The organism is Streptomyces spiroverticillatus, from assembly GCA_014650415.1.
Classification (GTDB): Bacteria; Actinomycetota; Actinomycetes; order Streptomycetales; family Streptomycetaceae; genus Streptomyces; species Streptomyces spiroverticillatus.
On record BMUX01000006.1, the window covers coordinates 267,490 to 291,641 of the forward strand.

The 24,152-nt window shown below is 71.8% G+C and carries 19 protein-coding genes; 8 read left to right on the forward strand and 11 right to left on the reverse strand.

The window, feature by feature from the left end; all coding sequences use genetic code 11:
- The first annotated feature begins 164 nt into the window (after positions 1 to 164).
- Positions 165 to 1,136: an agmatinase gene (gene speB / locus IE269_RS18465; protein WP_189824098.1), complete on the forward strand. Its 972-nt coding sequence runs from the start codon at positions 165 to 167 to the stop codon at positions 1,134 to 1,136.
- A gap of 389 nt (positions 1,137 to 1,525) precedes the next feature.
- Positions 1,526 to 3,211 carry a thiamine pyrophosphate-binding protein gene (locus IE269_RS18470; protein WP_189824099.1) on the forward strand — a complete coding sequence of 562 codons (1,686 nt, stop codon included), beginning with the start codon at positions 1,526 to 1,528 and terminating at the stop codon, positions 3,209 to 3,211.
- A 10-nt stretch (positions 3,212 to 3,221) separates the two neighbouring features.
- On the opposite strand, the gene IE269_RS18475 is transcribed toward IE269_RS18470, so the two are convergent.
- Both IE269_RS18475 and IE269_RS18480 read right to left on the reverse strand, forming a co-directional pair.
- Complete coding sequence (locus IE269_RS18475; protein WP_189824100.1) at positions 3,222 to 3,656, reverse strand: helix-turn-helix domain-containing protein; 435 nt, start codon at positions 3,654 to 3,656, stop codon at positions 3,222 to 3,224.
- A gap of 14 nt (positions 3,657 to 3,670) precedes the next feature.
- Positions 3,671 to 4,039 (reverse strand): type II toxin-antitoxin system RelE/ParE family toxin, encoded by a 369-nt coding sequence (locus IE269_RS18480; protein ID WP_189824101.1) that lies wholly within the window; start codon positions 4,037 to 4,039, stop codon positions 3,671 to 3,673.
- A gap of 217 nt (positions 4,040 to 4,256) precedes the next feature.
- On the opposite strand from IE269_RS18480, the gene IE269_RS18485 reads away from it, so the two are divergent.
- Entirely contained in the window at positions 4,257 to 5,216 is a 960-nt protein-coding gene (locus IE269_RS18485) for a serine hydrolase (RefSeq protein ID WP_189824102.1), read from the forward strand.
- 102 nt (positions 5,217 to 5,318) lie between these two features.
- A complete protein-coding gene (locus IE269_RS18490) occupies positions 5,319 to 9,056 on the forward strand; it encodes an ABC transporter ATP-binding protein (protein ID WP_189824103.1) in 3,738 nt (1,245 codons plus the stop codon).
- Between the two features lie 206 nt (positions 9,057 to 9,262).
- Here the strand turns inward: IE269_RS18490 and IE269_RS18495 are convergent, their stop codons facing one another.
- From IE269_RS18495 to IE269_RS18510, 4 genes are all read right to left on the reverse strand, one after another.
- Entirely contained in the window at positions 9,263 to 9,916 is a 654-nt protein-coding gene (locus IE269_RS18495) for a hypothetical protein (RefSeq protein ID WP_189824104.1), read from the reverse strand.
- Positions 9,913 to 11,169, reverse strand: coding sequence for a hypothetical protein (locus IE269_RS18500; protein WP_189824105.1), 1,257 nt, complete (start codon positions 11,167 to 11,169; stop codon positions 9,913 to 9,915). The genes IE269_RS18495 and IE269_RS18500 overlap by 4 nt, the downstream gene beginning before the upstream one ends.
- Positions 11,166 to 11,867: an ATP-binding cassette domain-containing protein gene (locus IE269_RS18505; RefSeq protein WP_189824106.1), complete on the reverse strand. Its 702-nt coding sequence runs from the start codon at positions 11,865 to 11,867 to the stop codon at positions 11,166 to 11,168. Before IE269_RS18505 ends, IE269_RS18500 begins: the two co-directional genes overlap by 4 nt.
- Positions 11,868 to 12,023: 156 nt before the next feature.
- Entirely contained in the window at positions 12,024 to 12,482 is a 459-nt protein-coding gene (locus IE269_RS18510) for a hypothetical protein (protein ID WP_189824107.1), read from the reverse strand.
- Positions 12,483 to 12,932: 450 nt separating this feature from the next.
- Here IE269_RS18510 and IE269_RS18515 point away from each other — a divergent pair, with 450 nt between their 5' ends.
- Together IE269_RS18515 and IE269_RS18520 are read left to right on the forward strand one after the other, a co-directional pair.
- Positions 12,933 to 13,313 carry a hypothetical protein gene (locus IE269_RS18515; RefSeq protein ID WP_189824108.1) on the forward strand — a complete coding sequence of 127 codons (381 nt, stop codon included), beginning with the start codon at positions 12,933 to 12,935 and terminating at the stop codon, positions 13,311 to 13,313.
- A gap of 92 nt (positions 13,314 to 13,405) precedes the next feature.
- The gene (locus IE269_RS18520; protein WP_189824109.1) at positions 13,406 to 14,854 is read left to right on the forward strand and encodes a S28 family serine protease; all 1,449 of its coding nucleotides are present in this window, start codon (positions 13,406 to 13,408) and stop codon (positions 14,852 to 14,854) included.
- A gap of 6 nt (positions 14,855 to 14,860) precedes the next feature.
- Here the strand turns inward: IE269_RS18520 and IE269_RS18525 are convergent, their stop codons facing one another.
- Positions 14,861 to 15,526, reverse strand: coding sequence for a hypothetical protein (locus IE269_RS18525; protein ID WP_229897910.1), 666 nt, complete (start codon positions 15,524 to 15,526; stop codon positions 14,861 to 14,863).
- Between the two features lie 522 nt (positions 15,527 to 16,048).
- On the opposite strand from IE269_RS18525, the gene IE269_RS18530 reads away from it, so the two are divergent.
- Entirely contained in the window at positions 16,049 to 17,893 is a 1,845-nt protein-coding gene (locus IE269_RS18530; protein WP_189824110.1) for a glycoside hydrolase family 3 protein, read from the forward strand.
- A gap of 68 nt (positions 17,894 to 17,961) precedes the next feature.
- On the opposite strand, the gene IE269_RS18535 is transcribed toward IE269_RS18530, so the two are convergent.
- The 3 genes from IE269_RS18535 to IE269_RS18545 all read right to left on the reverse strand — a co-directional run bounded on the left by IE269_RS18535 (position 17,962) and on the right by IE269_RS18545 (position 21,258).
- A complete protein-coding gene (locus IE269_RS18535; RefSeq protein ID WP_189824111.1) occupies positions 17,962 to 18,795 on the reverse strand; it encodes a sugar phosphate isomerase/epimerase family protein in 834 nt (277 codons plus the stop codon).
- Positions 18,792 to 19,955: a dihydrodipicolinate synthase family protein gene (locus IE269_RS18540; RefSeq protein ID WP_189824112.1), complete on the reverse strand. Its 1,164-nt coding sequence runs from the start codon at positions 19,953 to 19,955 to the stop codon at positions 18,792 to 18,794. The genes IE269_RS18535 and IE269_RS18540 overlap by 4 nt, the downstream gene beginning before the upstream one ends.
- Before the next feature lie 151 nt (positions 19,956 to 20,106).
- The gene (locus IE269_RS18545; protein WP_189824113.1) at positions 20,107 to 21,258 is read right to left on the reverse strand and encodes a Gfo/Idh/MocA family protein; all 1,152 of its coding nucleotides are present in this window, start codon (positions 21,256 to 21,258) and stop codon (positions 20,107 to 20,109) included.
- Positions 21,259 to 21,436: 178 nt separating this feature from the next.
- On the opposite strand from IE269_RS18545, the gene IE269_RS18550 reads away from it, so the two are divergent.
- On the forward strand, positions 21,437 to 22,501 hold the full coding sequence (locus IE269_RS18550) for a LacI family DNA-binding transcriptional regulator (protein ID WP_189824114.1): 1,065 nt from the start codon (positions 21,437 to 21,439) through the stop codon (positions 22,499 to 22,501).
- Positions 22,502 to 22,674: 173 nt separating this feature from the next.
- Here IE269_RS18550 and IE269_RS18555 read toward each other — a convergent pair whose 3' ends face one another.
- Positions 22,675 to 24,000 (reverse strand): ROK family transcriptional regulator, encoded by a 1,326-nt coding sequence (locus IE269_RS18555; RefSeq protein WP_189824115.1) that lies wholly within the window; start codon positions 23,998 to 24,000, stop codon positions 22,675 to 22,677.
- Positions 24,001 to 24,152 lie beyond the last annotated feature (152 nt).

The window sequence follows — 24,152 nt, forward strand, 5'->3', positions numbered from 1 at the left end:
AAGTTACCGGCCGGTCACTGGGGTGTCCAGGGGTGGGGGGTGTTGGAGGGGCCACACGGGTGGGGCGTGGGTGGGGGGGCTTCTGTCCGTCCCGTACAGGTGCGGCGGGCTCTTCATCCATCCGTACATGTGCGGAATCCGCAGGTCTGCCTACGCTCGAAGGCATGAACACTCCCTCTTCCGAGCCCCGTGGCCCCGTCGACTCGTCCCGCATTCCCCGGTACGCCGGTCCGGCGACGTTCGCCAGGCTGCCGCGACTGGACGAGGTCGGCGGGCGTACCGATGTCGCTGTTGTCGGTGTGCCCTTCGACACCGGCGTTTCCTACCGGCCGGGTGCCCGTTTCGGCGGCAACGCCATTCGTGAGGCGTCGCGGCTGCTGAGGCCGTACAACCCGGCGCAGGACGCGTCGCCGTTCGCGCTGGCGCAGGTGGCGGATGCCGGGGACATCGCGGCGAATCCGTTCAACATCAACGAGGCCGTCGAGACGATCGAGGCCGCGGCCGACGACCTGCTCGGGTCGGGCGCGCGGATGATGACGCTGGGTGGCGACCACACCATCGCGCTGCCGTTGCTGCGGTCGGTGGCGAAGAAGCACGGGCCGGTGGCTCTGTTGCACTTCGATGCGCACCTGGACACGTGGGACACGTACTTCGGTGCGGAGTACACGCACGGGACGCCGTTCCGGCGGGCCGTCGAGGAGGGGATTCTCGACACCGAGGCGCTGTCGCACGTCGGGACGCGCGGGCCGCTGTACGGCAAGCAGGACCTGCGGGACGACGAGAAGATGGGCTTCGGCATCGTGACGTCCGCCGATGTCATGCGGCGGGGCGTGGACGAGGTCGCCGATCAGCTGCGGCAGCGGATCGGAGACCGGCCGCTGTACATCTCGATCGACATCGACGTGCTGGATCCGGCGCATGCGCCCGGTACGGGGACGCCGGAGGCGGGTGGGCTCACCTCGCGTGAGCTGCTGGAGATCATTCGGGGGCTGGCCTCGTGCAACCTCGTGTCGGCGGACGTGGTGGAGGTGGCTCCGGCGTACGACCACGCCGAGATCACGTCGGTGGCGGCCTCCCACACGGCGTATGAGCTGACGACGATCATGTCGCGGCAGATTGCGGCTGCGCGGGGCTGAGCGGGGGGATTTGTGCGGGGTGGGTGGGTGGTTGCTGTTCCTTCCGGGGGCGCTGCCCCCGGACCCCCGGGTTCGCCCCGGTCCCGCCCCTTCACCTAAACCCGCGGGGCTGTGGGGGGTCTCTGTTCTGTGCGGGTGCGTCGTGGCTGGGCGCGCAGTTCCCCGCGCCCCTGATGGCGTGCCCTTCGGGCAGCCATCCCCACCCTCGTCCCCTTGGGCGGCGGGGCCGCCCCCCGGGGGCGGGACGGGCGGGCAAGGGGGCGGTACGCCCGATCCGGGCCCGCCCCGGTTCCGGCCCCTGCCCGCGCGTCCGGTACCGGGCAAGACCCGACGGCCCCCGGCCCGGGCCCGTACCCCTCGTCCCCGCCCCATGCGCGAAGCTGGACCGTATGACCCACGATCACGATCTCGTCCTGCGGCCCACCCCCGCGCAGACCGCCGCCGCCCTCGCCCCGCCCGCCGGGCGTACCGGTGGGGATCTTGTCGTGGAGACCCTGCGCGGGCTCGGTGCCACCACCGTGTTCGGGTTGCCGGGGCAGCATGCCCTGGCGCTGTTCGATGCCCTGCGGCGGTCGCAGCTCACGTACATCGGGCTGCGGGTCGAGAACAATGCCGGGTTCGCGGCGGACGGGTACGGGCGGGTCACCGGCGAGGCCGCCCCGCTGTTCCTGTCGACCGGGCCCGGGGCGCTGACTTCGCTGCCCGCGCTCCAGGAGGCCGCCGCCGCCTCCGCCCCCGTCCTCGCGATCTCCAGCCAGGTTCCCTCGGCAGGGCTGGGCGGCGGCCGGCGCGGGCATCTGCACGAGCTGCGCGACCAGCAGGCATCCTTCCGGGACGTCGTGAAGTCCGTGCACATCGCGCGTACGCAGTCGCAGATTCCGTCCGTGATCGCCGAGGCGTGGGAGTCCGCGCTGACCGCCCCGCACGGGCCCGTCTGGGTCGAGATCCCGCAGGACGTGCTGGCTGCGGAGACGGCGGTTCCGGTCGTCGTCGCGCCCGACGGCATCCCGCACGAGCTCCCGCCTCGGCCCGAACTCACCGCTGTGGCAGCCCATTTGCTGGCCGGTGCGCGGCGGCCCGTCATCGTCGCCGGTGGGGGAGTCGTGCGGTCGGACGCGTCGAAGAAGCTGAAGCAGCTTGCCGAGCGGCTGAACGCGCCGGTCGTGACCACCTTCGGCGGGAAGGGGGCCTTTCCGTGGCATCACCCGCTCTCCCTCCAGTCCTGGCTGGAGGACCGGCACATGACCGAGTTCCTGGAGGAGGCCGACGTTCTTCTCGTTGTCGGGTCCGGGCTCGGTGAACTCACCACCAATTACCGGACGTTCGCCCCGCGCGGGCGGGTTGTTCAGATCGATGCCGATCTGGGGAAGCTGGAGGCGAACTACCCGGCCATCGGCATCCACGCCGACGCCCGCCTCGCCCTCACCGCCCTCCTGGAGACCGTCGAGGAGGTGCGGGCCGACGACACCGCCGCCGCTGCCGTACGGGACGTACTCGACAGGATCCGGGACCGGATCGACGGGCAGGGGCTCCGGCTGGAGCAGGAGGTGCTCGCCGCCGTCCGGGAGGCGCTGCCCGCCGCCGCGCCCAGCTTCTGGGACATGACGATCCTGACGTACTGGGCCTGGTCCGCCTTCGACGCCGCCCGGCCCAACACCATGCACTCCGCGCAGGGGGCGGGCGGGCTCGGGTACGCCCTCCCGGCCGCCCTCGGTGCGGCGGTCGCCGACCCGGACTCGCCCGTGCTCGCCGTGTCGGGCGACGGCGGCGCCATGTACTCGATCGCCGAGCTCGCCACCGCCCGCCAGCACGACCTGCCGGTGACCTGGCTGATCGTGGACGACGGGGGGTACGGGATTCTGCGCGAGTACGCGGGGGAGGCGTACGGGGAGTCCGTCGGGACCGAGCTGGCCCGGCCCGACTTCGTCGCGCTCGCCGAGTCCTTCGGGGTGCCCGGGGTGCGTACGACACCCGAGTCCCTGGCCGCCGACCTGGCGGCGGCGCTCAAGGCGCCGGGGCCCTCGGTCGTCGTCCTGCCGGTGCGGCTGCGGATGTTCGCGCCGACGCACGAGTAGGCAGGGCTGCCTACGCCTGTGCGGCCACCGTCACCTCGGGCGGCCGGTCCTCCTCGTGGTCCGGGGAGTCGGGGGTCGGTGCGTCGTGGTCCGGTGCGCCGGAGGCCGGGGCCTCGGTGAGGGGCTGGAACTCGACCGTCCAGGTGTCGCCGCTCAACCGCATCGTCAGCGCCGCCTCCAGCGCCCGGGCCAGCCGGCCCAGCAGCGGCAGGGTCGGCACGGTCCCGCCCAGTTCCATCTTGGAGAGCTGGGGCTGGGACATGCCCGCCCGGCGGGCCAGCACGGTCTGCGAGAGCCCGAGTGCGGTGCGCCTGTCATAGATGATCTGCCCGAGGTCCCAGGCGAGGTCGCGCTCCTTGCGCCGCCGCTCCCGCTCGGGGTCCTCGGCAATCCCCTCGACGACCTTGCGGTCCCGGGATCGCTTCCACTCCGCATGACTGACCATGGGGTCATCCTCCCTCAATCGGTACGGCTGAATTCCTGTTCCGCCGGATCGTGCTGTGCCTCGCACTCGGCCTTGGCCCGCCGCGCGCGGGCCACTTCGGCGGTCTCCCGCTGCCGCTTCTTGCGGAAGACGGTCAGCATGACGACCCGGCGGCCGGGGGCGAGCCAGTACGTGATGCGGACGGCGGCGCGGTCGTGGCCGATGTGGAAGCGCAGCTCCCGGACGCCGTCCCCCAGGTAGCGGGAGTAGGGCTCCCGCAAGGACGAGGCGTTGAGGCGGAGTCGTTCCGCCGCGTCCTCGACGGCCTCGTAGTCGTCGGCCGGCAGGTTCATCAGCCACAGCCGAACCTCCGACTCGATCTCGATCTCGAATGGATCACTCATGGGCGAGAACGTATAGATCGCTGAGTGTATATACGGGAGAACAGCTATGGGGTCCCCCGAAGGTGTGATTCCCTCATCCCCGCTGACGCCGCCGCCCCGCCCCCACCGATTCCCCTGTGACGTACAACCTTTTCCGTCCCCCTGAGTCATGTGAGGCGGGAGTGCCGGAAAGGCACTCCCGAGTCGCTGAATCCAAGGCCCAGGGGGACGGGGAAGCATGTCCGCACGCACCACCGGCAACATCACTCACACGCACCGCCGAATATCCAGAGGCCTCACCGCCGCAGCTCTCGCCACCGGGGTCCTGGTGGCCTCCGCGGCCCCCGCCACCGCCGCCGCACCCCAGGTGACGTGCAGCTCCAACAAGGCCGGGCTCGCCAAGAAGATGGCCGCCGACCTCACCGCCGCCCTGCGCGGCCGGCCCGGCACCACCGCCCTCGCCGTGTACGAGCGGGCCACCGGCACGTACTGCTCCCTGCGCTCCTGGGACTCGTACGACTCGGCCAGCATCGTCAAGGTCACCGTCATGGGTGCGCTGCTGCAGGACTCGCAGAAGCGCAAGCGCGCCCTGTCCACGCGGGAGCGGGACCTCGTCACCGCCATGATCACCAAGTCCGACAACAACGCCACCAGCACCCTGTGGAAGCAGCTCGGAACGGGCAAGATCAACACCTTCCTCAAGGCCGCCGGGGCCACCCGCACCAAGCCGGGGGCGAACGGCTACTGGGGCCTCACCCAGGTCAACGCCTCCGAGCAGAGCAAGATCCTCGCCCTGCTCACCAAGCCCAACGCCGTCCTCACCGACGCCTCCCGCGCCTACGCCCTGGACCGCATGGCCCGCGTCGTCCCCGCCCAGCGCTGGGGCACCCCCGCCGGTGCCCCCGGCAACACCAAGGTCCAGGTCAAGAACGGCTGGCTGCCGCGCGCCACCAAGGGCTGGCGGGTGCACTCGCTCGGTGTCTTCACCGGCCAGGGCCACGACTACACCATCACCGTCCTCACCCACGGCAACAAGACGATGCAGCAGGGCGTCGACACCATCCAGGCCGTCTCCCGCGCCGTCCACCGCGACCTGAATCCCGCCTCCAAGGCCCGCACCTTCCAGGCCCCCGAGGTCGTCCCGCCCGTCGCACCGCACGAGGTCATCCCGCCGACCCCGGAGGCTCCGGCGCACTGAAGTCCCGCGCCGCACTTCCGCCCGAATGTTGCGGCGGGATGAAATCCGCAGCTCGCGGCGTTGGTGCCTTCCGGTGGGACAAGAACCAACGGGAGGCACCACGTGGCAGACCAAGAGCAGCAGGCCGTACGAGAACGGGGCTGGGCGCGCCGCCTGACCGGCTACGCCTGGCGTTACCGCACCAATGTCCTGCTCGCCCTCGGCTCCTCCCTCGGCGGCATGGCCGTCATGGCCCTCGTTCCGCTGATCACCAAGGTCGTCATCGACGACGTGATCGGCAAGGGGTCCCGGTCGCTCGCCGTGTGGACCGGGCTGCTCATAGCCGCGGCCGTCGTCGTGTACGTGCTCACGTACATACGCCGGTACTACGGCGGCAAGCTCGCCCTCGACGTCCAGCACGACCTCCGTACCGAGATGTACGGGACGATCACCCGCCTCGACGGCCGCCGCCAGGACGAGCTGTCCACCGGGCAGGTCGTCGGCCGCGCCACCAGCGACCTCCAGCTCATCCAGGGCCTGCTCTTCATGCTCCCGATGACCATCGGGAACGTCCTGCTCTTCCTCATCTCCCTCGTGATCATGGCGTGGCTCTCCCCGCTCCTCACCCTGGTCGCCCTCGCCGTCGCCCCCGCCCTCTGGTTCATCGCCCGGCTCAGCAAGAAGCGTCTCTTCCCTGCCACCTGGTACGCCCAGGGCCAGGCCGCCGCCGTCGCCGGAGTGGTCGACGGGGCCGTGTCCGGCGTCCGTGTCGTGAAGGGCTTCGGGCAGGAGGACCAGGAGACCGGGAAGCTCAGGGAGGTCTCGCGACGGCTGTTCGCGGGGCGCCTGCGGACCGTCAAGCTCAACTCCCGGTACACCCCCGCCCTCCAGGCCGTCCCCGCGCTCGGGCAGGTCGCCATGCTGGCCCTCGGCGGCTGGCTCGCCACCCGGGGGCAGATCACCCTCGGTACGTTCGTCGCGTTCTCGACCTACCTCGCGCAGCTCGTCGGGCCGGTGCGGATGCTCGCCATGGTGCTCACCGTCGGGCAGCAGGCGCGGGCCGGTGTCGAGCGGGTCCTTGAGCTGATCGACACCGAGCCGTCCATCGAGGACGGGACCAAGGAGCTTCCCGCGGACGCTCCCGCCACCGTCGAGTTCGACTCGGTCGCCTTCTCGTACGAGGAGGGGCGCCCGGTCCTGGACGGGTTCTCCCTGGAGATACGCGAGGGCGAGACCGTCGCCGTCGTCGGGTCCTCCGGCAGCGGGAAGTCAACGGTCTCGCTCCTGCTTCCCCGTTTTTACGACGTGTCGCGCGGCGCGGTCCTGGTCGGCGGCCACGACGTACGCGAACTGACGCTGGAATCGCTGCGGGCCGCGATCGGGCTCGTGCCGGAGGACAGCTTCCTCTTCTCCGACACCGTGCGTGCCAATCTCGCGTACGGCCATCCCGACGCGACGGACGAGCAGATCCACGCAGCGGCGCGTGCCGCCCAGGCCGATCGCTTCATCGACGAGCTGCCGAACGGGTACGACACCAAGGTCGGCGAGCAGGGGCTGACCCTGTCGGGCGGGCAGCGGCAGCGGCTGTCGCTGGCCCGTGCCATCCTCACCGATCCGCGTCTGCTGCTCCTGGACGACGCCACCTCCGCCGTCGACGCCCGCGTCGAGCACGAGATCCACGAGGCGCTGAAGTCGGTCATGGCGGGGCGCACGACCCTCCTCATCGCCCACCGCCGGTCCACCCTCAACCTCGCCGACCGCATCGCCGTCCTCGACAAGGGGCGCCTCGCCGACATCGGCACCCACGAGGAGCTGGAGCAGCGCTCGGCCCTCTACCGCCGCCTCCTCACCGACCCCGACGAGCTCGGCGGCGTATCGCCCGGGCACATCCTCCAGAAGGCCCCCGTCGAGGACGACCGGTCCGTGCAGGCGGAGCTGGACGCCGAGTTCGACGCCGAGCGCGGCATCACCCCCGACCTGTGGATACGGGACGAGACCGACCCGGCGAAGGACACCGACCACGCCCCCGGGATGCCCGCCACGCCCGAACTGCTGGCGCAGGTGGACGCCCTGCCGCCCGCCAACGACGTACCGAACATCGACGAGGCCCGCGCCGTCGCGCCCGAGGACTCGTACAACCTCCGTCGTCTGCTGCGCGGATTCGGGCTGCCGCTGCTGGTCAGCCTGGGCCTGGTCGCCGTCGACGCGGGGATGGGGCTGCTGCTGCCGGTGCTGATCCGCCACGGCATCGACGAGGGTGTCACCCGGCTCGCGCTCGGCGCGGTGTGGACGGCGGCGGGGCTCGCGCTGCTCGCCGTGCTGGTGCAGTGGGGGGCGCAGGTCAGCGAGGCCCGCATGACGGGACGTACCGGCGAGCGGGTGCTGTACTCGCTGCGGCTGAAGATCTTCGCGCAGCTCCAGCGGCTCGGACTCGACTACTACGAAAGGGAGTTGACCGGGCGGATAATGACCCGGATGACGACGGACGTGGACGCGCTGTCCACGTTCCTCCAGACCGGGCTCGTCACCGCCTTCGTGTCCGTCGTGACCTTCCTCGGCGTGATGGTGGCGCTGGTCGTCATCGACGTCGAGCTGGCGCTGGTCGTCTTCGCGACGCTTCCGCTGCTGGTCGTCGGCACGTACTTCTTCCGGAAGAAGAGCGTCCAGGCGTACGAACTGGCCCGCGACCGGGTCTCCGTCGTCAACGCCGACCTCCAGGAGTCGGTGGCCGGGCTGCGCATCGTGCAGGCCTTCGGGCGGGAGCGGGCGGGGCGCGAGCGGTTCGCCGAGAACAGCCGCAGCTACCGGCAGGCGCGGGTGCGCGGCCAGTGGCTGATCTCCGTGTACTTCCCGTTCGTACAGCTCCTCGCGTCGGTCGCGGCGGCCGCCGTGATGATCGTCGGGGCCGGGCGGATCGAGGCCGGGACGCTGACGGCGGGCGCGCTCGTCGCGTACCTCCTCTACATCGACCTCTTCTTCGCGCCGGTGCAGCAGCTCTCGCAGGTCTTCGACGGGTACCAGCAGGCGACCGTCTCGCTCAAGCGCATCCAGGAGCTGCTGCGCGAGCCGACCTCCACGGTCGGTGCGGACGCGCCGAAGGACGTGCTCTCCCTGCGCGGGGAGATCGCCTTCGAGGACGTGTCGTTCAAGTACGGCGAGGAAGAGGAGGCGCTGTCGAACGTCTCCCTCCACATACCGGCAGGTCAGACCGTCGCCTTCGTCGGCGAGACGGGTGCCGGGAAGTCGACCCTGGTCAAGCTGGTCGCGCGGTTCTACGACCCGACTTCCGGCCGGGTCACCGCCGACGGCTCCGATCTGCGCGACCTCGACATGACCGCGTACCGGCACCGCCTCGGTGTCGTCCCGCAGGAGGCGTACCTCTTCGCCGGGACCGTCCGCGACGCCATCGCCTACGGCCGCCCCGACGCCACCGACGCCTCCGTCGAGGCGGCGGCCCGCGCGGTCGGCGCGCACGACATGATCGCCACCCTCGACGGCGGCTACCTGCACGCCGTCGCCGAACGCGGCCGCAACCTCTCCGCAGGTCAGCGCCAGCTCATCGCGCTCGCCCGCGCCGAACTCGTCGACCCCGACGTGCTGCTCCTCGACGAGGCCACCGCCGCCCTCGACCTCGCCACCGAGGCCCAGGTCAACCAGGCCACCGACCGGCTCACCGGCCGGCGCACCACCCTGGTCGTCGCCCACCGGCTGACCACGGCGGCCCGCGCGGACCGGGTCGTGGTGATGGACCACGGCCGCGTCGCCGAGGACGGCACGCACGACGAACTCCTCGCCCTGGACGGGAAGTACGCCCGCCTGTGGCGGACCTTCGTGGGGGAGGACGAACCGGCGGCGGTCTGATCCCGGCCGGGGGCGCGACCCGCCCCCGGCTATCCCCGGCGGCGTACGCGGAACCGCTGCACCTTCAGGAAGGCCATGGCCAGCAGGAACCCCACGGCGTGAAACGCGGCCACCCAGACGACGACGGTCCAGACGTCTTCCATGGGGGTCTCCTCGGCACTCCGGTGTTCCCGATGGTGACCGGGTTCTACCCGCAGGGGGCGGAACTAGCCGTTGGCGGTGGGGCGTTGCCGGAGCGGGAAGCGGCCCGCGTGGGGCGCGGCCCGTGGATGCAGGACGTGGACCAGGGCCGCGAGGAGGAAGAGCGCGGTCGTCCCCGCCCACTGCGTCGGGCTGACGGTCTCCTCCATGACCGCCGCCCACCAGTAGTACCCGGGTTTCGACGGGGGATAGCCGAAGAACATGCACAGCAGGGTCAGGGCCACCGAAGGCACCCACGCCGTCGCGGAGCCGACGAGAGTGACAGCGAGCACCGTCAGCGCGGCATGCACGAGCAGGTTGCGCAAGCAGGCCTGCCAGTCGACCGCCGGGCCGGCCAGCTGGCCCACAGACACCGCGACGCCCGCCGCCGCCGTGAGGGCGAGCAGCCACACGAGCCGGGCCGCCAGGAGCCGCAGCGGCTCGGGCAGCGGAATGCGTGCGGTGTTCTCCGTCCCCATGCCGACCCCGATGCCCGCCAGCACGGGTACGAGCAGCAGGAGCGAAACCGGCGTCTCGAAGACCAGGAACCCCAGACTGCTGATCATCGCCTGCGCGCTGAGCAGCGACAGCAGGCCGCTGACCGCGAGCAGGACGAGGGCGGGGCGGCCCGCGTGCACTCCGATCCAGGCCCGGACCGTTCGCAGGCCGTCCGACGTCACGTCCCCTCCAGGTCGCAGGTCGCGTAGTCGTCCTTGATGTCCTGCACCTCCTTGGGGGTTAGGGGACGTGCGGGTTCCGGGAATTCGCGGGGGTCCACCGTGATCCCCGCCGTGTTCAGGAGCGTGGCGTACAGCGAGAACTCGCGTTGCCAGTAGGCGGGTCCCGGGCCGGGCTCCTCGTAGAGGGCGGGGCAGTGCAGGGGGCGGACCAGTCCGGAGGCCACGTCCTTGAGGGCGACCCTGCCGGACACGTAGGCGTCGGCGGGGAGTTCCAGGCCTGCGGTTCCCGGGGTTCTCACGCGGTAGGAGCGGCTGAGCTCCTCGACCCGGTCGGGAACCAGGGCGCGGTAGCCGCGGGAGCGTGCGGCGGCCGACAGGGTCTGCACGTGCCGCACCGTCTCGTTCTGGAAGCGCCGGTGTTCGGCGTACACGCACACCACGGGGGCGGAGCCGGTGCAGGAATCCGGGGACTCGGCCTGCTCGGTCAGCCGCTGCCCGGGGAACGCGTACTGGCCGCCGACGACGAACACGGCCGCGAGCACGAGGGCTCCGGCTCCCGCGCGGGTGGGCAGTCTCCGTCCGGACCGCAGGTGCAGAGGCAGGAGCAGCAGAACGGCCCCGGTCAGGGTGAAGACGGCGATCTGCGACAGGAGATACCCGGGTGCGTACTGGTAGCCGAGCCGGGAGACCGTGGCGCCGCCGAGGGCGAGGGGTTCGAAGCGGCCGGTGCTGCCTTCGCCGAGGAGATAGAGGAGGCTGAAGGCGCCGACGGCTGCCGCGGCTCCGGCGGGCAGGGGTCCGGCAAGTCTGCCGACGGCGGAGCCGATCGCCACGTACCAGCAGATCGCCAGGCACTGGACGAGGACGGCTCCGGCGAGCACGAACCACTGCGGGCTGCCGTGGATGCCGCTCACCGCCAGGCCCACGGCGAGGGTCAGGAGGTGGACGCAGAGGACGGGAACGGCACACCAGGCGGCGGCCCGCAGATAAGGACGGTGGGGGCGGGCGGTGGCCAGGACGAGATGGATGTTGCCTGCCTTCGACAGCCGGGAGGCGTCGACGGCCGCGGCGCCGGCGAGCAGCGGCCCGACGACGAACAGGGCGATGGCGAACCAGTCGACGGTCCACAGGGACTCTCCCCGCCAGGGCATCCCGCGCTGGAGGAAGTTCATGACCTCCAGTACGACGACGGGAAGGACGGCCCACGGGCCGAGCAGTGTCCTGAACGCGTACCGCAGGGCGGGGGAGCTCATTCCTGGGCTCCCATCAACGTGGCGATGGCCCGCTCCAGGTCGGTGTCCCCGGGAGCGTCGGGGTCGGCCTTTCCCTCCAGCGTCGGTATGTCGCCGTCGAACACGACCTCGCCGGTGTCCAGGATGATGACCCGGTCCGCCAGATTGCGGACGTCCTCCACCAGGTGCGTGGAGATGATCACGACCCGGTGCGCGGCGATGGAGGTGATCGTTTCGCGCAGTGCGATGCGCTGGCGCGGGTCGAGCCCGACCGTGGGTTCGTCGAGCAGCAGCAGTGCGGGGTCGTGGATCAGCGCCTGGGCGATGCCGAGGCGGCGGATCATGCCGCCGGAGAGGGTCCGGATCTTGTGGGTGGCGCGGTCGGTGAGGCGGGTGAGGCCGAGTGCGGTGGCCACGGCCTCCTTCCTGTGCCGGGCGGGAACCCGGTGCACCCACGCGACGTAGTGCAGGAACTCCTCGCAGGTCGCCCCCTGGGGGAGTTCGGGGTCCTGGGGCAGGAAGCCCAAGGCCGCCGCCCGGCCCGTACGGGGGTCCGAGTGGAGTTCCAGCGTGCCGGACGACGGCTTCTCCAGTCCCGCGGCGAGCCGGAAGAAGGTCGACTTCCCGGCGCCGTTCGGACCGACGAGGCAGGTCACCCCCTCGGTCACGTCCAGGGTCAACGGCCCGAGTTGGAAGACGCCCCCGTGGTCCTTGACCACTCTGTCGCATCTCAGACGATGTTGGTTCACTGCACCTGCTTCCACCTGGCGGTCCCTGGGAGCGGCGGGGCGTCCGGCCCCGAGGGCCGGACGCCCCGCCGGACGGTCCTTGCGGTACCCGGCCGGTCCGTTGCGCGGACCGGCCGGGGCAGAGCGTCAGTACTTGTCGCCGCCGTCGGTGTACGACCAGCCGGTCATGGGGTCCGTCCGCCACGGGATGTCGAGTCCCGCACGGACCTTGCCCCGGGCGTAGTCGGCGGAGCCGGCGACCCCGGTGGAAGCGGTCTTGTAGGTGTACGACTTGCTGCTGTGGTGGGCGGTTTCCGTGTCGTCGTGGTCCCAGTACTTCTGTGTGCAGTTCATGTACTTGCTGGCCTGGACGCAGTAGCCGGCGTTCACCTGCGTTTCGAGCTCGATGTAGACCTTGTGGTCGTCCGCGTTCGACAGCTTGCTGTAGCTGAAGACCTGGGAGCGGGTGCCGTTGGAGGTGTTGTGCACCTTCCACGTGCCGAAGGCGTAGCCGCTGCTTCCGTATCCGGTCACCTTGAGCGGGGTGCTTCTGGAGTTCCAGGTGCGTTCGGCGCCGAGCGCTTGGGCCGCGGTGGGCAGAGCCATTGCGGCGAGGATTGCGATCGCACCGATTTCGGCGATGCGTCGGAGTGCGGTGGAGCGCGGTGCAAGAGCCACTTCTCCCCCAACTGGGTTGGTGTTGCCCGTGCGCGGCCGACGAGCGGTCGAACGTTCCGTCGATCGCGTGGGAGGCTGACGATATAGCCTCGTGAAGGATGTGGGGAGGGGTTGTCGACGTTGCTTGAGGAGAATCTGAGGCGCTGCTTCGTACGAGGGAAGCGGAGGATGAGCTTCGGGTTCCGTGGCGGGGCCTTGCGTGACGATCGACCATCGCTTTGCCTGTGCAAATAGGCTGATGCAACCAAAATGCGACCGTGGGCGTCGTAGGTGCAGTCGTACGTGCATACGATCCTTGGGTCGCCGAGGCGCGTATGTGCGAGGCGATGGACGTGTTCGGCGGGGAGGGCGGGGGCAGACGTGGGTTCGATGGGACGGATGAGACGAAAGGTGACCGGAGTGCTCGCGGTGGCGGTCGCGGCCGGAGTGCTGACCGTGGGCGGGCCCGCGGTCGGTGCGGCGGACGCGGCGGCGGCCTCGTGCGCCGGGTCACGTGTCAAGACGTACGGGTTCACGACCGGAGAGGTCCGGGTCTACCGGGGCGGCTCCTACGTGTGCGCCATGACGTACGCCAAGAGGTCGGGCGTGCGGCAGCAGATGCGGGTCAGCGTGCAGGCGCGGGGGAGCCGGGCGGCGGTCGACTCGGGGACGTACACGCAGCGGGCGGGACCGGTGACGGTGTACGCGAAGGCCCGGTGCGTGCGGGTGGAGGGGTCGGTGGCCGGGAGGGGGACGGCGTCCGGCTGGATCCTGTGTTGAGGGCGGGCGTCCAACTTCCCTGGTGACAAAGGGGTTTGTGGGGCACTAGGTTCCCCCTGTTGTCCGTGTGCCGACAGGGGAGTGGTTCGTTCATGCGCAAGACGATTCGGGGAGTGGTCGCGGGAGCGGTGCTCATAGGCACCGTCGGAGCGACCGGAGGGGCCGTTCAGGCCGCGCCCGTCGAGCCGAGACCCGCCGCCGCGCAGCCGGCCGCCGCCGACATCAAGGACCGCCTCCTGGCGATACCGGGCATGAGCCTGATCGAGGAGAAGCCGGTCAACGGCTACCGCTTCTTCGTGTTGAACTACACGCAGCCGGTGGACCACGCCCGCCCCTGGAAGGGCACCTTCCAGCAGCGGCTGACCATCCTGCACAAGGACGTGAACCGACCGTCCGTCTTCTTCACCAGCGGGTACGACCTCTACACCAACCCCTCGCGCAGCGAGCCGACCCGGCTGATCGACGGCAACCAGGTGTCCCTGGAGTACCGTTTCTTCACCCCGTCCCGCCCGCAGCCCGCCGACTGGTCGAAGCTCGACATCAAGCAGGCCGCCGACGACCAGCACCGCGTCTTCACCGCGCTGAAGTCGATCTACGGCAAGAAGTGGCTCGCCACCGGCGGCTCCAAGGGCGGCATGACGGCGACGTACTACGAGCGCTTCCACCCCCGCGACATGGACGGCGTCGTCGCCTACGTCGCCCCGAACGACGTCAACAACCGCGAGGACTCGGCGTACGACCGCTTCTTCCGCACCGTCTCCACCAAGGAGTGCCGCGACAAGCTGGGCGCGGTCCAGCGCGAGGCCCTCGTCCGGCGCGGCCCGCTCACCGCCAAGCTGAAGAAGTGGGCGGCGGAGAACAAGGCCACCTTCCGCACCGTCGGCAGCCTCGACAAGTCCTACGAGTCGTCCGTCCTCGACTTCGTCTGGGCGTTCTGGCAGTACAGCGACGAGTCCGAGTGCGCCGACGTCCCCGCCGCGAACTCCTCCGACGACGTCATCTACAACTACATCGACGCCAAGTCGCCGTTCTCCTCCTACACCGACCAGGACCTGGAGAAGTACACCCCGTACTACTACCAGGCAGGCACCCAGCTCGGCGCCCCCCAGTACAAGTACCCGCACCTCAAGGGCCTGATGAAGTACGGCCCCGACTACTTCCAGCCGCGCGCCTTCGTGCCGCGCGAGATCAGCATGAAGTGGCAGGAAGGCGTCATGAAGGACGTCGACCGCTGGGTGAACCGCAACGCCCGCCAGATGATGTACGTGTACGGGGCCAACGACCCGTGGGGCGCGGAGCGCTTCCGTCCCGCGCGGGGCGGCGACAACGCCGTCTACACCGTGCCGGGCGCCAACCACGGCGCGAGCATCTCGGGCCTGCCCGTCGGCGAGCGTGCCGCCGCCACCGCACAGATCCTCAAGTGGGCCGACGCCGCGCCCGCCGCCGTCCAGGCCGACCCGTCGCAGGCCAAGCGCCTCACCGCGTACGACGCGGCCCTCGACCGGACCGAGCTGAACCGGGAGCAGTCGCTGCGCCCGTAAGGCCCGCTACACCGGCCGGGCGCACCCCACCGGCCGCCCGCCGCCCAGCTGCACGTACAGCCGGGTGGCGGGAGGGCACTCGGGGCGGGCGTCCACGGCGCTGCTCACCTTGTACTCCGGGGAGCGCTTGCCCGAGCCGTCGCACGGGGTCTCCTTCACCTGGCCGCCGCCCGCCCCGTACAGGCAGTCCCCGACGATCGTGTGCGGGCCGCCGCCACCGCCGGGGTCGCCCGGGTGCGGGGCGACGAGGTTGCGCATGCAGGCGTAGCCGCGCGGCACCACACCGTCGCCGTTCTCGTCGCCCTTGGTGTCGCCGGGCGGCCGGGACTCCGAGATGTGCAGCACGAAGTCGGTGGTGGCGGGGCACGAAGGGCCGTTCCCCGCCTGCCCGTTGTAGCGGGCGGTGACCTTCGCGGCGGCGCGCTCGCTGCCGCAGGAGACCTCCCGGGGAGTCTTCCCGTACGAACTGCACTCCCGTACGTCGAGGAAGACCGCCCCGTAGCCGGACGGGGTGGCGGGCAGCGAGTCGACGGTCCGCGCCGGATCGTCGTCGTCGAACGGGTTCTGGCAGCCGGTGAGCGCGGTGGCGGCCAGCAGTGCGGCCGCCAGCCCCCGCAGGAGGGTCCCGGATGTGACGGTCCCCGATGCGACGGTCCCCGATGTCGTGCGCATGCAGCATCCCCCCGAAACGCTCTGCACTTTTTGCCCAGAGTGGGCCGTCCTGCCGGGCGCACGCCAGGCTCACGGGGGCGATTACGTCGTACGAGGCACGCGCCGGGGCATTCCGGCCCCCTCCGCGGCCCTGTGTTCGACCACTTCCGTCACTCTGTGCGCCCGCTGTCACCCCCGTACCAATTCCCGGAAAACCATGAAATCCCGGGAACCCGGTCGCACCCCGCTCCGTCCAATCGCCGTACTGCTGGTGAGTCTCCGCAGAGCGGTGTCGGCCCACGCTGCTGGCTGCGTTCGCTGACTCCCCTCTCCAACCGCCTGCGGCCAGCAGCACGGCCGTCACCGGCGCGCCCCCCTCCGAATGCGCCGGTGGCGGCCCCCTCTTCCCCTGTGGCGGAAGCCCCAACTCCGTACCCCTGCACCACTCTTGACGGGTACTTACTTTCAGGGAAGCGTGACCCCGCTGGAAGTTTCCGTCAAGGACCGACGCGTCCGTCGAAGGCTTCACAAAGGGGCACCGCCATGCCGGAGAACAGTTTCGGGCCATCCCGCCGCACCCTGCTGGGCGCGAGCGCCGCCGCAGTGGCCGCGGCCGTCACGGGAGTCGCTCCCGTCGCCGCCGCCGAACGAGGACCGACGTACACCGACGCCCGTCTCAGACGGATCATCTCCGGCCTGACGCTGGAGGAGAAGGTCGGGCAGCTCTTCGTGATGCGGGTGTACGGGCACTCCGCGACCGCCCCCGACCAGGTGGACATCGACGCGAACCTCAAGGAAATGGGAGTGCGCACCGCCGCCGAGCTGATCGCGAAGTACCACCTCGGGGGGATCATCTACTTCGCCTGGGCGCACAACACCCGCGACCCGCACCAGATCGCCGACCTCTCCAACGGCATCCAGAAAGCCGGGTTGGCCGAACGCCACCGCATACCGCTCCTCATATCCACCGACCAGGAACACGGCATCGTCGCCCGCGTCGGCAAGCCCGCCACCCTGATGCCCGGCGCCATGGCCCTCGGCGCGGGCGCCTCCCGGCGCGGCACCCAAGACGCCCGGGAGGCCGCCCGGATCGCCGGCGCGGAACTCCTCGCGCTCGGCATCCGCCAGAACTACGCCCCCGACGCCGACGTCAACGTCGACCCCGCCAACCCGGTCATCGGCGTCCGCTCCTTCGGGTCGGAGCCGAAGGCGGTGGCGGGGCTGGTCGCGGCGCAGGTCAAGGGCTACCAGGGGGCCGGCATCGCCACCGCAGCCAAGCACTTCCCCGGCCACGGCGACACCAAGGACGACAGCCACGACCAGCTCCCGCATATCGACCACACCCGCGAGGAGTGGGAGGCCCTGGACGCCCCGCCCTTCCGGGCCGCCATCGCCGCCGGGATCGACTCGATCATGACGGCGCACATCGTGGTCCCCTCCCTCGACCCCGCCGAGGACCCGGCGACGCTGTCCCGCCCCATCCTGACCGGGGTCCTGCGGGAGCAGCTGGGCTACCGGGGTGTGGTGGTGACCGACTCGCTGGGCATGCAGGGGGTGCGCACCAAGTACGGGGACGACCGCGTCCCGGTCCTCGCCCTGAAGGCGGGCTGCGACCAGCTCCTCAACCCGCCGAACCTGGCGGTGGCGTGGAACGCGGTCCTGGCGGCGGTCAGGGGCGGCGAACTCACCGAGGCCCGCCTCGACGAGTCGATCCTGCGCATCCTGCGCATGAAGGCCCGCCGGGGCCTCTTCGACCGCCCGTACGTCACCCACCGGGGTGTCGACCGCACGGTCGGCATCCGCTCCCACCTGGCGGCGGCGGACCGCATCGCGGACGCGACGACGACGGTCCTGGTGAACGAGGGCGGGACGCTGCCGCTCTCCCGCCGCAAGCACCGCCGGGTGCTGGTCGTCGGCGTCGACCCGGCGTCCCCCTCGGGCACCACGGGCCCGCCGACGGCCGTGCTGGCCCGGGTGCTGGGGGAGTCGGGCTTCACGGCGACCGCCCTGTCCACGGGCTCGGCCCCGTCGCGGGCGAAGATCGACGAGGCGGTGGCGGCGGCCCGTGCCGGCGCGGACGCGGTCCTGGTCGCCACCCGGAACGTCTCGGCGACCAGCGCGCAGCGGACGCTGGTGGCGGAGCTGGCGGCGGTGGGCGTCCCTGTCATTACCCTCGCCCTGCAAAACCCGTACGACGTGGCCCAGTTGACCGGTCTCGGCGCGAGGGCCCACCTGGCGGCGTACTCCTGGACGGACGTCGAAATGGGGGCGGCGGTACGGGTGCTGACCGGCCGGATCCGCCCCTCCGGGCGTCTTCCCGTGCCGGTGCAGCGGGCGGACGATCCCGCGAAGGTCCTCTTCCCGGTGGGGCACGGGTTGCGCTTCTGAGGCGGGGCCCGGCTGCCCCTGGTGCCAGGGGCAGCCGGGCCGCGTGTCGTGAGAGGACATGCTCCTCGTTAGAGGACGTGCTCCGTGAAGCGGGCGGCGACCTCCGCGAGGAGTTCCGCGCCGGGGCGGGCCCACAGGTCCTCGTTGAAGATCTCGACCTCGATCGGGCCGGTGAAGCCCGTCGCGTCGACCTGTTCTCGGAAGGACCGCATGTCGATGCTTCCGTCGCCCAACTGGCCCCGGCCCAGCAGGACCCCTGCCGGGAGCGGGGTGATCCAGTCCGCCACCTGGAAGGAGTGGATGCGGCCCGACGCGCCCGCCCGGGCGATCTGCGCGGGGGCCTGGTCGTCCCACCAGATGTGGTACGTGTCCACGACCACCCCGACCTGGGAGGCGGGGAAGCGTTCCGCCAGGTCCAGGGCCTGGCCCAGGGTGGAGACCACGCAGCGGTCCGAGGCGAACATCGGGTGCAGGGGCTCGATGGCGAGCCGGACGCCCCGCTCGGCCGCGTACGGGGCCAGGACCGCGAGCGCGTCCGCGATGCGCTCGCGGGCGGCGGTCAAGTCCCGTTCGCCGGAGGGGAGCCCGCCGGAGACCAGGACGAGGGTGTCGGTGCCGAGCGTCGCCGCCTCGTCGATCGCCTTGCGGTTGTCATCGAGGGCCGCGGTGCGCAGTTTTGGGTCGGTGGCCGTCAGGAAGCCGCCCCGGCACAGGCTCGTGACGCTCAGGCCGGACTCGCGCATCAGCTTGGCGGCACGTTCGACCCCGTACTCCTGGACGGGGGCGCGCCACAGGCCGACGTGGGAGATGCCGGATGCGGTGCAGCCGGTCGCCAGCTCCTCCAACGACCACTGCTTGACGGTCTCCTGATTGATGCTCAGGCGGGCGAGGTCGGTGGTCACTGGGGTACTCCGTGGACGGTGAGGAGGGAGCGCATCCGCGAGGCCGCCAGCGCCGGGTCGGGGAACAGGCCGACGCCGTCGGCGAGTTGGTAGGCCCGGGCCAGGTGCGGCAGGGAGCGGGCCGACTGGAGCCCGCCCACCATCGTGAAGTGCGACTGGTGGCCCGCCAGCCAGGCGAGGAGGACCACGCCCGTCTTGTAGAAGCGGGTCGGGGTCTGGAAGAGGTGGCGGGACAGCTCGACCGTCGGGTCGAGGAGCTTGCGGAAGCCCTCGCGGTCACCCGTGTCGAGGACCCGTACTGCTTCCGCCGCCAGCGGGCCCAGCGGGTCGAAAATGCCCAACAGGGCGTGGGAGAAGCCGCGTTCGTCGCCCGCGATGAGCTCGGGGTAGTTGAAGTCGTCGCCGGTGTAGCAGCGCACGCCCTCCGGCAGACGGCGGCGCAGGTCGACCTCGCGCTGGGCGTCCAGGAGGGACACCTTGATGCCGTCGATCTTGTCGGGGTGGGCGGCGATGACCTCCAGGAAGGTCTCGGTCGCCGCGTCCAGGTCGGAGGAGCCCCAGTAGCCGTCCAGCGCCGGGTCGAACATCGGGCCCAGCCAGTGCAGGACGACGGGCTCGGAGGCCTGGCGCAGGAGATGCCCGTACGTCGCGAGGTAGTCCTCGGGGCCGTCGGCCGCCGCAGCCAGGGCGCGGGAGGCCATCAGGATGGCCTGGGCGCCGGTGGACTCGACGAGGGCGAGCTGCTCCTCGTACGCAGCCGTGACGGTTGCCACGTCGTGTGCACCCGGGCCGAGTTGGTCCGTCCCGACGCCGCAGGCGATCGCGCCGCCCACCGTCTTCGCCTCGGCGGCCGAGCGGCGGATCAGCTCCGCCGCGCCCGCCCAGTCCAGGCCCATGCCGCGCTGCGCCGTGTCCATCGCCTCGGCGACGCCCAGGCCGTGCGACCACAGATGGCGGCGGAAGGCGAGGGTGGAGTCCCAGTCGACGGCCGCCGGGGAGTCGGGGCTCGTGTCGGCGTACGGGTCCGCGACCACGTGGGCGGCGGAGAAGACCGTACGGGAGACCAGGGGGCTGCCCCCGGCGGCGTACGAGGAAGGCTCGGTGCGGGGTGTGTAGGTGTACGTTCGCCCGCCGGCGGCGGGGAGGATCAGCGTGCTCACGGGGTGGGCTCCGTAGCGTGGTCGGGGCGGCTGCCGGGGGAGAGGGGCCGGGGGCGGGGCGGCCGCCCGGCGCGGACTCGGGGATCTGCGCCGGGCCGGGTGCGGAGGAGGCGGGTGCCCGCCTTCGCCCGCACCCGCAGGGGCGGCCTGCTCACAGGGACAGCTCGGGGACGTCGTAACGGCGGCCCTCCGCCGAGGACTTGAGGCCCAGCTCGGCGAGCTGGACGCCGCGCGCGCCCGCCAGGAGGTCCCAGGTGTAGGGCTCGTCCAGGACGACGTGGCGCAGGAACAGCTCCCACTGGGCCTTGAAGCCGTTGTCGAAGACGGCGTTGTCCGGGACCTCCTGCCACTGGTCGCGGAAGGACTCGGTGACCGGGAGGTCGGGGTTCCAGACCGGCTTCGGGGTGGCCGAGCGGTGCTGGACGCGGCAGTTGCGCAGGCCCGCGACGGCGGAGCCGTGCGTGCCGTCGACCTGGAACTCGACCAGCTCGTCGCGGTTGACGCGCACCGACCAGGAGGAGTTGATCTGGGCGATCGCGCCGCCCTCCAGCTGGAAGATGCCGTACGCGGAGTCGTCGGCGGTGGCCGGGTAGGGCTTGCCCTGCTCGTCCCAGCGCTCCGGGATGTGCGTGGCGACCTGCGCGGTGACGGAGGTGACCCTGCCGAACAGCTCGTGCAGCACGTACTCCCAGTGCGGGAACATGTCCACGACGATGCCGCCGCCGTCCTGTGCCCGGTAGTTCCAGGACGGGCGCTGGGCCTCCTGCCAGTCGCCCTCGAAGACCCAGTAGCCGAACTCGCCGCGCACGGACAGGATCTCGCCGAAGAAGCCGCCGTCGATGAGGCGCTTCAGCTTCAGCAGGCCCGGCAGGAAGATCTTGTCCTGGACGACACCGTTCTTGATCCCGGCGGCGCGGGCGAGGCGGGCCAGCTCCAGGGCGCCGTCGACGCCGGTGGCGGTCGGCTTCTCGGTGTAGATGTGCTTTCCGGCGGCTATCGCCTGCTTCAGGGCGTCCTCGCGGGCCGAGGTGACCTGGGCGTCGAAGTAGATGTCGATCGACTCGTCGGCGAGGACGGCCTCCAGGTCCGTGGACCACTCCTCGATGCCGTGCTGCTCGGCCATGGCCTTCAGGGCGTGCTCGCGGCGGCCGACGAGGACGGGCTCCGGCCACAGGACGTCACCGTTGCCGAGGTCGAGGCCGCCCTGCTCGCGGATCGCGAGGATGGACCGTACGAGGTGCTGGCGGTAGCCCATTCGTCCGGTGACGCCGTTCATGGCGATCCGCACCGTCTTGCGTGTCACGTCAGTCCCCTTCGTACGGCCGAGTCCACCCGGCCACGTCCGCTTCCGCGTAGAAAGCGCTTTCTATACGCTGCGAGGCAAGAAGCTAACCTGTGCACGGCGGTGCGACAAGACCCGGAGGCCGGTCAACTGGATCCGGCGTCCCGATGGACGAGGTCAGACAGATGAGGGCTGCGCGATGACAGTGACCCTGGCGGACGTGGCGGCCCACGCCCGGGTGTCGCCCGCGACGGTGTCGCGGGTGCTGAACGGCAACTACCCGGTGGCGGCGGCCACCCGCGAACGCGTCCTGCGCGCGGTCTCGGAGCTGGACTACGTGGTGAACGGCCCGGCCAGCGCGCTCGCCGCCGCCACCTCCGACCTGGTCGGCATCCTGGTCAACGACATCGCCGATCCCTTCTTCGGGATCATGGCGGGCGCGGCACAGGCGCACCTGAACGCACCCGCGGACCCGTCCGCCCCGGTGCGCACGAACGGCGAACGCCTCGCCGTCGTCTGCAACACCGGCGGCTCGCCCGCCCGCGAACTGACCTACCTCACCCTCCTCCAGCGCCAGCGCGCGGCCGCCGTGATCCTCACCGGCGGCGCCATCGAGGACGACGAGCACTCGGCGGCGGTCGCGGCGAAGCTGGCCAGGCTGGCGGAGGCGGGCACGCGGATCGTGCTGTGCGGACGGCCCGCGCTGAGCGGGCCCGGGGCGGGACCCGTCCACGCCACGCTCTCCTTCGACAACCGCGCCGGGGCACGCCGGCTCACCGAGCACCTGCTCGGGCTCGGTCACACCCGGATCGGTTACGTCGCCGGACCTGCCGAACGGACCACGACCCGCCACCGCCTGGAGGGCCACCGGGACGCCCTCTCCGCGGCGGGCGTCGCCCACGACCCGGCGCTGGTCCTGCACGGGTCGTACGACCGGGCCAGCGGCCGGGCCGCTGCCGCCCAACTCCTCTCCGCCGCACCGGACTTGACCGCGATCGTCGCCGCGAACGACACCATCGCACTGGGTGTGTGCGCGGGGGCGCGGGAGCGGGGGCTGCGCATCCCCGAGGACCTGTCGGTGACCGGCTTCGACGACCTGCCGTCGGCGACGGACGCGGTCCCGGCCCTGACGACGGTACGGCTGCCGCTGTACGAGGCGGGCGCGAGGGCGGGCGCACTGGCGACGGGGGCGGGGGTACCCGGGGGCGTGGAGGTGGTCCCGGCGGAGCTGGTCGTTCGGGGGTCGACGAAGGCGCCCCTTTAGGGGCGCGGGGCTGTGTCGATTTGCGGCTCCGCCGCGCGGGCGCGAGCAACCACAACACACCCGCACGGAAACCCTCCAACTGCCCCCGCGGGTTTAGGTGAAGGGGCGGGGCTGGGGCCCCCTTGCCCAAGCGGGCAGAGCCGCACTCCCCGCCACGGGTCAGGCCGCTCAGGCTAAAGCACCGGCACCGCCCCCGGATCGTCCAGAACCGCCTCCCGCGCCAGCGCCGCCGCCCCCCGCAGCGTCGCCTCCTCCCCGAGCACACCCGGAGTGATCGGCGGCACGAGCGGCGGCGCCAGCGCCCGGCGGCCCGCGAGGCGGGCGTCGACGGCGGGGGCCAGCCAGCGGTACCAGTCGGCGAAGTAGCCGCCGAGGACGATCTCCTCCACGTCGAGCAGCACGATCATGCCGAGCACGGCCGCGCCGACCGCCTCGCCCGCCGCGCCGAGGGCCCTCACGGCGGCCGGGTCCCCGTCGTGCAGGGCGCGGTCGAGGGCGGCCAGTGCCGCGTCCTTCCCGTGCGTACGCAGGGCGTCGCCGAGGCCCGCCGCGTGAAGGAGCGGTTCGGGGCCCGCGTACACCGCCAGGCAGCCGCGCGCGCCGCAGGCACACGGCGGGCCGTCCAGGGCGAGCGGGACGTGGCCCGGCTCGATGGCGACGCCGTGGCTGCCGTCGTGGATGCGGCCGCCCACGACGAGGCCGCCGCCGACACCCGTGTCGGCCTTCAGGTAGGCGACGCCGTGGGGCGGCTGGGGGCGGCGGGCGGCGAGGGCCTGGTACTCGGCGAGAGCGGCGGCGTTGGCGTCGTTGACGACCTCCAACGGGCAGTCGAGGCCGGGGAGTTCGGCGGATATGAGGGCGCCCAGGTCGGCCGGGCCCGTCCAGCCGAAGTCCGTGGCGGCCATCACGGTGTGCGAACTGTCCGAGGTGACGGGGCCCACCATCGCGACGACGACCCGGGAGAGCAGCGCGCCGGGAACCGAGCGGGCGTCAGCTTCCGCTCCGCGTACGGCAGTTGCCACCGCACGGGCCAGGGCGCCCGGGTCGCCCTGGGGGACGCGGTGGGTGGTTTCGGCGCGCGTGACGACGGTGCCGGCGAGGTCGGTGAGGCGGACGCGGAGCCGTTCCAGGGTGATCTGGACGCTGATGGCCAGGACCCGTTCGGGGACGAGCAGGACGGGGCGGCTGGGCCGCCCCCGGCCCCGGGTTCCCGGGCCCGCGCCGCCGGTGCGCACCGCGTCCGACGCGGGTGCCGGGGGAGCCCCCGCCGCCCCGTCCTCCCGTACGAGCCCGCGTGCGGCGAGGTCGGCCACCAGCCCCGTGACGGATGCCGGGACCAGACCGGTGCCCTCGGCGATGCGGGTGCGCGGGCACGGGCCGTGGGCGGCGATGTGCCGCAGCACCAGGGCGAGGTTGTGACGGCGCACGGAGGCGGAGTCGGTGGGGCGGGCGCCGGGGGCCGGGGCGGATGGAGCGGGGGTGGGGGCGGTGTTCGACACACAGCGATTGTCCCCCGGGCGAGCGGGCGGGCGGAGCCGGGGCGCGTGGCCCGGGTCCGCCGCCCGACCCCGGTCAGGGGCCCGGTGTAACGTGCACCACCTTTTAATTCAACCCTTGACTTAAATAGCCGTCCGCCGGAATCTGCTGGTGA

Coding starts and splice junctions, on each gene's coding strand:
- IE269_RS18530 (WP_189824110.1), top strand. CDS start 16,049: ATGCCGGAGAACAGTTTCGGGCCATCCCGCCGCACCCTGCTGGGCGCG.
- IE269_RS18520 (WP_189824109.1), top strand. CDS start 13,406: ATGCGCAAGACGATTCGGGGAGTGGTCGCGGGAGCGGTGCTCATAGGC.
- IE269_RS18485 (WP_189824102.1), top strand. CDS start 4,257: ATGTCCGCACGCACCACCGGCAACATCACTCACACGCACCGCCGAATA.
- IE269_RS18510 (WP_189824107.1), bottom strand. CDS start 12,482: ATGGCTCTGCCCACCGCGGCCCAAGCGCTCGGCGCCGAACGCACCTGG.
- IE269_RS18480 (WP_189824101.1), bottom strand. CDS start 4,039: ATGAGTGATCCATTCGAGATCGAGATCGAGTCGGAGGTTCGGCTGTGG.
- IE269_RS18500 (WP_189824105.1), bottom strand. CDS start 11,169: ATGAGCTCCCCCGCCCTGCGGTACGCGTTCAGGACACTGCTCGGCCCG.
- IE269_RS18470 (WP_189824099.1), top strand. CDS start 1,526: ATGACCCACGATCACGATCTCGTCCTGCGGCCCACCCCCGCGCAGACC.
- IE269_RS18515 (WP_189824108.1), top strand. CDS start 12,933: ATGAGACGAAAGGTGACCGGAGTGCTCGCGGTGGCGGTCGCGGCCGGA.
- IE269_RS18550 (WP_189824114.1), top strand. CDS start 21,437: ATGACAGTGACCCTGGCGGACGTGGCGGCCCACGCCCGGGTGTCGCCC.
- speB (WP_189824098.1), top strand. CDS start 165: ATGAACACTCCCTCTTCCGAGCCCCGTGGCCCCGTCGACTCGTCCCGC.
- IE269_RS18525 (WP_229897910.1), bottom strand. CDS start 15,526: ATGCGCACGACATCGGGGACCGTCGCATCGGGGACCGTCACATCCGGG.
- IE269_RS18475 (WP_189824100.1), bottom strand. CDS start 3,656: ATGGTCAGTCATGCGGAGTGGAAGCGATCCCGGGACCGCAAGGTCGTC.